The 6,062-nt window shown below is 72.5% G+C and carries 5 protein-coding genes; 2 read left to right on the plus strand and 3 right to left on the minus strand.

What is annotated here, in order from left to right; all coding sequences use genetic code 11:
- Nucleotides 1–729 (minus strand): 16S rRNA (adenine(1518)-N(6)/adenine(1519)-N(6))-dimethyltransferase RsmA (rsmA, locus tag AB0I76_RS20425; protein WP_357037637.1); only part of this gene is annotated, 729 nt, incomplete at its 3' end.
- Nucleotides 730–761: 32 nt separating this feature from the next.
- Nucleotides 762–1,661 carry a TatD family hydrolase gene (locus AB0I76_RS20430; protein WP_357037640.1) on the minus strand — a complete coding sequence of 300 codons (900 nt, stop codon included), beginning with the start codon at nt 1,659–1,661 and terminating at the stop codon, nt 762–764.
- Between the two features lie 100 nt (nt 1,662–1,761).
- Here AB0I76_RS20430 and AB0I76_RS20435 point away from each other — a divergent pair, with 100 nt between their 5' ends.
- Nucleotides 1,762–3,009 (plus strand): hypothetical protein, encoded by a 1,248-nt coding sequence (locus tag AB0I76_RS20435; protein WP_357037643.1) that lies wholly within the window; start codon nt 1,762–1,764, stop codon nt 3,007–3,009.
- Between the two features lie 77 nt (nt 3,010–3,086).
- Complete coding sequence (locus tag AB0I76_RS20440; protein WP_357037646.1) at nt 3,087–3,938, plus strand: alpha/beta hydrolase; 852 nt, start codon at nt 3,087–3,089, stop codon at nt 3,936–3,938.
- 55 nt (nt 3,939–3,993) lie between these two features.
- Here the strand turns inward: AB0I76_RS20440 and metG are convergent, their stop codons facing one another.
- Nucleotides 3,994–5,796, minus strand: a complete 1,803-nt coding sequence (gene metG, locus AB0I76_RS20445; protein ID WP_357037649.1) for a methionine--tRNA ligase — start codon at nt 5,794–5,796, stop codon at nt 3,994–3,996.
- Nucleotides 5,797–6,062 lie beyond the last annotated feature (266 nt).

The raw sequence follows: 6,062 nt of genomic DNA on the forward strand, positions 1-6,062 counted from the left end.
GCCCGCCAGCGCGGCGCGCAGGGTCTTGCGCCGCTGCGCGAACGCCGCGTCCACCACGGCGAAGACCCGCTGCCGGGGTACGTCGGCGCGGGGCGGCTCGCGGCGGGTGAAGGCGACCAGGCCGGAGTCGACGTTCGGCACCGGCCAGAACACGTTCGGCGGGACGCGGCCGGCGGCGCGGGCGCGGGAGTACCAGGCGAGCTTCACCGACGGCACTCCGTACACCTTGGAGCCGGGACCGGCGACGAGCCGGTCGGCGACCTCCTTCTGCACCATGACCAGGCCGTGCCGCAGGGTGGGCAGCTCGGCCAGCAGATTGAGGACCACCGGCACGGCGACGTTGTACGGCAGGTTCGCCACCAGCGCGGTCGGCGCCGGGTCGGCCAGGTCGGCGGCGGTGATCCGCAGCGCGTCGGCGTGGTGCACGGTGAGCCGGGCGGCGTCCGGGCCGGCGTGCCGGGCGGCGGTCTCCGGCAGGGCGGCGGCCAGCGTCCGGTCGATCTCCACGGCGTGCACGTGTGCGGCGACCGGGAGCAGGCCCAGCGTGAGCGACCCGAGGCCGGGGCCGACCTCCAGCGCCACGTCGTCCGGGCTGAGGCCGGCGGCGGTGACGATGCGGCGGACCGTGTTCGGGTCGTGCACGAAGTTCTGGCCGAGCTTCTTGGTGGGTGCCACGCCGAGTCGGGAGGCGAGGTCCCGGATCTCCGCCGGGCCGAGGAGACCGGTCACACCCCGTAGCGTAGCGGCGGGCCGGGGCCCACTCACCAGGGGCCGAAGACGCGGTCGCCGGTCGCGGAGAGGGCGGCGCAGAGGGCGTCGAGGTCGGTGCCGGTGGTGGCGGCGAGCGACCGTACGGTCAGCGGGATCAGGTACGACGCGTTGGGCCTGCCCCGGTGCGGCATCGGGGTGAGGTACGGGGCGTCGGTCTCCACCAGCATCTGCTCCGGCGGGGTGACGGCGGCGGCCTCGCGCAACGCGACGGCGCTTCCGAAGGTGACCGTCCCGGCGAAGCTCAGCACGTACCCCCGGCGGACGCACTCGGCGGCGAAGTCGGCGTCACCGGAGAAGCAGTGCAGGACCACGGTGTCCGGGGCGCCCTCGTCGTCGAGGATCCGCAGCACGTCGGCGTGCGCGTCCCGGTCGTGGATGACCAGGGCCTTGCCGTACCGCTTGGCGATGGCGATGTGCGCGCGGAAACTCTCCTCCTGCGCGGCCCGCCCCTCGTCCCCGGTGCGGAAGAAGTCCATGCCGGTCTCGCCGACCCCACGGACCCGGTCGCGGGCGGCGAGCGCCTCGATCTCGCGCAGCGCCTCGTCCAGGTCGGACAGCCGGGGTGCCTCGTTGGGGTGCAGGGCGACGGTCGCGACCACGGCGCCGTACTTCTCGGCGACGTCGGCACCCCACCGGGAGGAGTTCACGTCGACGCCCACCTGGACCAGCCGGTCGACACCGACCCGGGCGGCCACGTCGATCGCCGCCGCCACCGGGTCGTCGGCGGCCCCGCCGCCGGGCACGCCGGCCTCGCTGACCGTGATGTCGAGGTGGGTGTGGCTGTCCGGCACGGGACGGGGCAGCGCCTCCGGCGGGGGCGGGAACTCGCCGGCCCGGCGGGCGGCGCGCTGCTTGCGGGACTCGGTCTGCTCGCTCATCGCGGCAAGCATCACACATCGGGTCTGTCCATCCGGCGGCCATTCCTCGTTCACCCCGCCTACGCCGTACGCGCCTAGCGTCGCCCCGTGAGCGAGCCGAGAGGGTGAGGACGTGACCACCACTCCCCAGGCCAGCGGGTCCGCGGACGAGCGGACCGGACTGCACGTGGCGTACGGCGGGGCGGTGTACCCGGCCGAGGAGATCGCGCGCGGGGCGGCGTACGAGTTGTTCAGCGCGGACGAGGTGGCCGGCTTCGAACGGGCGCCCCGGCCCGGCAGTGCTCTGCCCTGGCGGAGGTTCGTGCACGTCACCGAGGTCACCGCCGTGCACGGGGCGGTGGATCCGGCCGAGGAGCCGGAGGCGGAACTGCTGGTGCCGCTGCACCGGGAGCGGGGCTGGACGCACGTGCACCAGCTCAGCCAGCAGCCCGGCGCGGCGGGCGACCGGCTGCTGCGCACGGTCCGCGCGTCGGCCACGATCCGGCCAGGCACCCGGATGGTGAAGGTGCTCTCCGCCCGGCAGCTCGGGGGCTACGTACGGGGGTGGCTGCCGCACGGCTTCTGCTACCGGGAGCACGACGTCGCACACCTGCGCACCCCGGCCGGCACGGCGGTGCTGCGCAGTGACGGCGCGGGCGCCCGGGACGGCACCGATGTGACGTACGCGCTGCGCTGGCGGGCCGCGGACCCGTCCGACTACGACGTGCCGGCCGGCGCGAAGCACCACGGACTGACCCTGCTGGCGCCCCGCGACCGGCTCGGCGCGCCGGTGCTGGGCACCGGTTTCGTGCCGAGCAACAGCCAGCTGATCCCCGAGTTCGTCACCCGGGACTTCGCCGACCTGCCGATGCCGGCGAACGCCACCCTGATCGCCTACCCGACGGACGGGGTGGAGGTGGTGCTCTACACCTACCAGGCCGAGCAGCGCGGGTGGCTGCGCATGGTGGGTCCGCAGTGGCGGCACCTGTTGGCGGCCGTGCCGGGGCTCTCCCCCGACCAGGAGTACGTGCCGACCGGGGAGACGCCCCGCTCGACGCAGCTGGTCGGCGGCTACGCCGGCGGCGAGTACGAGGCGGTGGCGGACATGCCCGGCGGGTTCCGGGTACTGGCGATGACCCGGGCGGCCCGGTACCCGGTCGACTCGGCGGCCCGGCGGGTGCGCTTCGGCCAGTGGCGCGGCGTGCTCTGCCTGGTGCTGCGGGAGGAAGCCGGCTGGCTGCGGCTGCGGCTGTGCCGGCCGGATCCGGAGTCGGTGGCGACCACCGGGGCGCAGTGCCACGAGCGGGGCGTCTACGAGACCTGGGCACCGGGGACCGAGGTGGTCGACGACCGCGTGGTGGACCACCCGTACGCGGTGTAGAACCGCGGGACATATCGGCGGGCGAGGTGGGAATGCGGGCCGCGACCGATCAGGGAGCGCGACCTCGGGAGACACGCATGCCTTTCATCACCGTGGGGACGGAGAACTCCGCGCCGATCGACCTGTACTACGAGGACCACGGGTCCGGCCAGCCGATCGTGCTGATCCACGGCTTCCCATTCAACGGGGCGAGCTGGGAGAAACAGACCATCGCCCTGCTCGACGCCGGATACCGGGTGATCACGTACGACCGGCGCGGCTTCGGCAGTTCCGCCCAGCCGACGTTCGGGTACGACTACAACACGTTCGCGGCCGACCTGGACGTGCTGATGACCGAGCTGGACCTGCGGGACACGGTCCTCGTCGGTCACTCGATGGGCACCGGGGAGGTGACCCGCTACCTGGGCACGTACGGCTCCCAGCGGGTGCAGCGGGCGGTGCTGCTCGCCCCGTTGGCGCCGTTCCTGTTGCAGACAGCGGACAACCCGGACGGGGTCGAGAAGAGCCTCTTCCAGGGCTTCCAGGACGCGATCATCGCCGACCGGTTCGCCTATCTGACCCAGTTCTGCGAGGCATTCTTCAACTACCAGGAGAACAAGGGCAAGCTGGTCAGCGAGGAGGCGTTCCGGGCGCACTGGGAGATCGGCGCCCGCGCCTCGGCGAAGGGCACCCACGACTCGGTCGACGCCTGGCAGACCGACTTCCGCGCCGACGTGACCCGGATCGACGTGCCGGTGCTGATCGTGCAGGGCGACAAGGACGCGGTGCTGCCGTACCCGAAGACGGGCGCCCGGCTGCAGCCGATGCTGCCCGGCAGCCAGCTGATCACCCTGAAGGGCGCTCCGCACGGCACCCCGTGGACCAATGCCCGCGAGGTGAACCAGGCGATCCTGGAGTTCATCCGGTCGCCCACGATGGCCCGCGCCTGACCGCACCACCGTACGCACGACGGTCCGGGGGCTGACGCCCCCGGACCGTCGCGGGTCAGGCGGTGAGGCGGGCCAGCTCCTCGTCGACGATCGACGGGTCGAGCTTGCGGAAGACCGGCTTCGGCGCCGCGAGGGGCCGGCCGACCTCCAGCGGAACCGACTCCCAGCGCGCGCCGACGGTGTAGTCGCCGGTCAGCACCGGGTACGCGGGCCCGCCGTCGAGGTCGTCGACCTCCTGCACGACCGGCATCGGCGCGTGCACACCGGTGCCGCCGAGCAGCTCGTGGACCTTCTGCGCCGAGTGCGGCAGGAACGGGGTGAGCAGCGTGTTGGCGTCGCTGACCACCTGGAGGGCGACGTGCAGGATGGTGCCCATCCGCGGCTTGTCCGCCTCGTCCTTGAGCTTCCACGGGGCCTGCTCGGACAGGTAGCGGTTGGCCTCGGCGACCACCTTCATCGCCTCGCCGATCGCCTGCTTCTGCCGGTGCTTCCCGATCAGCTCGCCGACGGTCGCGAACCCGGCCCGGGCCACCGCGAGCAGCGCCTCGTCGGCCTCGGTGAGACCGGCGGGGTCCACCGGCGGGATCGCGCCGAAGTTCTTCGCCGCCATGGAGACCGACCGGTTGACCAGGTTGCCCCAGCCGGCGACCAGCTCGTCGTTGTTGCGCCGGAGGAACTCCGCCCAGGTGAAGTCCGTGTCGTTGCTCTCCGGGCCGGCCACGGCGATGAAGTAGCGCAGCGCGTCGGCGTCGTACCGCTCCAGGAAGTCCCGGACGTAGATGACGACCCGGCGGGACGAGGAGAACTTGCGGCCCTCCATGGTCAGGAACTCGCTGGAGACCACCTCGGTGGGCAGGTTGAGCCGTCCCAGCGCACCCGGCTCGCCGTCCTTCGCGCCCTCGCCGGAGTAGCCGGAGAGCAGCGCCGGCCAGATCACCGAGTGGAAGACGATGTTGTCCTTGCCCATGAAGTAGTAGGCGCGGGCGTCCTTGCCCTCGCCGTCGGTGGACCACCACTTCCGCCAGGCCTCGGGGTCACCCGAGCGGCGGGCCCACTCGACGGACGCGGACAGGTAGCCGATCACCGCGTCGAACCAGACGTAGATCCGCTTGTCGCCGCGCTCCCGCCAGCCGTCGAGGGGGATCGGGACACCCCACTCCAGGTCCCGGGTGATGGCCCGGGGCTGGAGGTCGTCCAGCAGGTTCTTGGAGAACCGCAGCACGTTGGGCCGCCAGCCCTCGCGGTCGTCCAGCCACCGCCGCAGCACGTCGGCCAGCGCCGGCAGGTCGAGGAAGAAGTGCTCGGTCTCGACGAACTTCGGGGTCTCCCCGTTGATCTTCGATTTGGGGTTGATCAGGTCGATCGGATCGAGCTGGTTGCCGCAGTTGTCGCACTGGTCGCCGCGGGCGCTGTCGTACCCGCAGATGGGGCAGGTGCCCTCGATGTAGCGGTCGGGCAGGGTCCGGCCGGTGGACGGGGAGATCGCCCCCATGGTGGTCTTCGGCACGATGTAGCCGTTGCGGTACATCCCCTCGAACAGCTCCTGCACCACCGCGTAGTGGTTGCGGGTGGTGGTCCGGGTGAACAGGTCGTAGGACAGGCCGAGGCCGCGGAGGTCCTCGACGATCACCCGGTTGTAACGGTCGGCCAGCTCGCGCGGGCTGACGCCCTCGGCGTCGGCCTGCACCTGGATGGGCGTGCCGTGCTCGTCGGTGCCGGAGACCATGAGCACGTCGTGGCCGGCCATGCGCATGTACCGGGCGAAGACGTCGGAGGGAACGCCGAAACCGGAGACATGGCCGATGTGGCGCGGGCCGTTGGCGTAGGGCCAGGCTACCGCGGCGAGAACGTGACTCATGACCAGCAAGCCTAGTGACCCGTCGGGGAGGGCCGCGAACCAATAGGCCGGGCGGGTCGACGGGTCGACCCGGACCGGGTCCGCCATTGGTCCGATTTGTCGCCGACACGCGGCCTGAGCTGCGGGGCACCCGCAGCGTACCGGTGTGCAATGGTCACCGTGAGTAGCAGACGAGCGGCGCGGGACCACGACGAGCGTCCCACCGGGCCGTCGGCGGGCGGACGCCGGGACCCCGTCGGGCCGCCGGCGCGCGGCGGGACGGTGGC

The sequence above is a fragment of the Micromonospora sp. NPDC049799 genome, assembly GCF_040656655.1.
Classification (GTDB): Bacteria; Actinomycetota; Actinomycetes; order Mycobacteriales; family Micromonosporaceae; genus Micromonospora.

Coding starts and splice junctions, on each gene's coding strand:
- AB0I76_RS20430 (WP_357037640.1), bottom strand. CDS start 1,661: ATGCTTGCCGCGATGAGCGAGCAGACCGAGTCCCGCAAGCAGCGCGCC.
- AB0I76_RS20440 (WP_357037646.1), top strand. CDS start 3,087: ATGCCTTTCATCACCGTGGGGACGGAGAACTCCGCGCCGATCGACCTG.
- metG (WP_357037649.1), bottom strand. CDS start 5,796: ATGAGTCACGTTCTCGCCGCGGTAGCCTGGCCCTACGCCAACGGCCCG.